Here is a 1,578-nt window from a genome sequence, read left to right on the forward strand (position 1 = left end):
CGAAATAGAAGCAAGTAAAATGAAAATTGAATGGGGATCTCAAATACGTAATTACGTAATGCACCCTTACAAACTTGTTAAAGATGTACGTACAGCAGAAGAAACAGGTAATGTAGATGCAGTAATGGACGGACAAATAGACCAATTTTTAAAAGCCTATCTAATGATGATGGGACAAAAAGATGAAGATTAACAATTAGAGAATAAAAAATGATACAAATTTACCATAATAATAGGTGCAGCAAGTCTAGAGCCGGTGTTGCTTTTTTAGAAGAATCTGGTAAACCTTTTAAAATTGTAAAGTATTTAGAAAATGTACCTACAAAACAAGAACTAAAAGATATTATTAAACTTTTAGCCATTGAGCCATTAGCTTTAGTGCGTAAAAACGAGGCTATTTGGAAAGAGAACTACAAAGGTAAAGAACTGTCTAACGAAGATATTATTGATGCTATGATAGCCAATCCTAAATTAATAGAGAGACCAATAATTATTAACGGAGACAAAGCTGTTATTGGCAGACCAACTGAAGCAATAAAAACTGTAATTTAGTAACAGTTTAATTTTTGGCATTTTTATTGTTATTCATTTTAACAAACATTTAACCAAACCAGATTAAACCTTAGGGTAATTTTAAAATCTTACTAATTCAGAAAGTTATGAAAATTAATAAAATATTTTTTTATGCAACAATAGTATTTGTATTGTCCTTTTCTACTGTAGAAGCACAGTATGGCTATGGCAACGGCTATAATAATGGTTATGGAAGTGGTAGAGTTAGAAACCAAATGCCACAAACACAATCTAATGAAAAGCCAGACCCACTTACAGCAGAAGAAATTGTAGAATTACAAATGCCAAAAATTCTGGAGGTTATAGAACTTAATAGTTTTGAAGAAGCAGTACTTAGCACAACATTAACTAAATACATAAAAAAGTTTATGGAGCTGCAGATTTTAAAGCTAGAGGGCGATAAAATGAAAGAAAGCATAGAAAAATTAAAAAAAGAACAGACTGAAGAATTAAAAGCTGCACTGCCCAAAGAAAAATATGAGGCATATGTTGCTTTAGAAAAAGAAGGTTTTAAAAAAGCCAAAAAAAAGAAAAAGAAAAAAACTAAACGAAAAGAATGAAACAACTACTTTCCTTTGTACTATTATTTGCAACAGTAATTACGTACGCACAAGGTCCCAACGCACAATCTACAAATCCTAAAAAAATTAAGGTTACCGGTACCGTAGTCGATGATGAAACAGGAGATCCGTTAGAATATGCAACTTTAATATTGCAAAGTGTAAAAGACCCAGCAGTAGTTACAGGCGGAATTACAAATCAACAAGGGAAATTTGATGTTACTGCTGATGCAGGTTTATACAACATTAAAATAGAGTTTTTATCTTATAAAACTTATACTTTAAACAATCAAAACCTAAGTAAATCTACAAACTTAGGTGTTATAAAATTAGGTTTAGATGTAGAGCAGTTAGACGCTGTTGTCTTGGTTGCCGAAAAAACTACCGTAGAGCTTAGATTAGATAAAAAAGTTTATAACGTAGGTAAAGATTTAACTGTAAAAGG

3 protein-coding genes and 1 pseudogene are annotated in these 1,578 nt (G+C 31.1%); all 4 read left to right on the forward strand.

Translation table 11 applies throughout. The features are described from left to right. Positions 1-193: pseudogene (gene prfB, locus ABJD66_RS02865) on the forward strand (peptide chain release factor 2); the annotation flags it as partial. Positions 194-210: 17 nt separating this feature from the next. Further along, positions 211-552, forward strand: coding sequence for an arsenate reductase (glutaredoxin) (gene arsC / locus ABJD66_RS02870; protein ID WP_100896169.1), 342 nt, complete (start codon positions 211-213; stop codon positions 550-552). A 107-nt stretch (positions 553-659) separates the two neighbouring features. After that, positions 660-1,133 (forward strand): hypothetical protein, encoded by a 474-nt coding sequence (locus ABJD66_RS02875; protein ID WP_100896170.1) that lies wholly within the window; start codon positions 660-662, stop codon positions 1,131-1,133. Next, on the forward strand, positions 1,130-1,578 hold a 449-nt coding region (locus tag ABJD66_RS02880), incomplete at its 3' end, for a carboxypeptidase-like regulatory domain-containing protein (protein ID WP_348128002.1). The genes ABJD66_RS02875 and ABJD66_RS02880, both read left to right, overlap by 4 nt.

Source organism: Cellulophaga sp., from assembly GCF_039943695.1.
Taxonomy (GTDB): Bacteria; Bacteroidota; Bacteroidia; order Flavobacteriales; family Flavobacteriaceae; genus Cellulophaga.

Coding starts and splice junctions, on each gene's coding strand:
- ABJD66_RS02875 (WP_100896170.1), top strand. CDS start 660: ATGAAAATTAATAAAATATTTTTTTATGCAACAATAGTATTTGTATTG.
- arsC (WP_100896169.1), top strand. CDS start 211: ATGATACAAATTTACCATAATAATAGGTGCAGCAAGTCTAGAGCCGGT.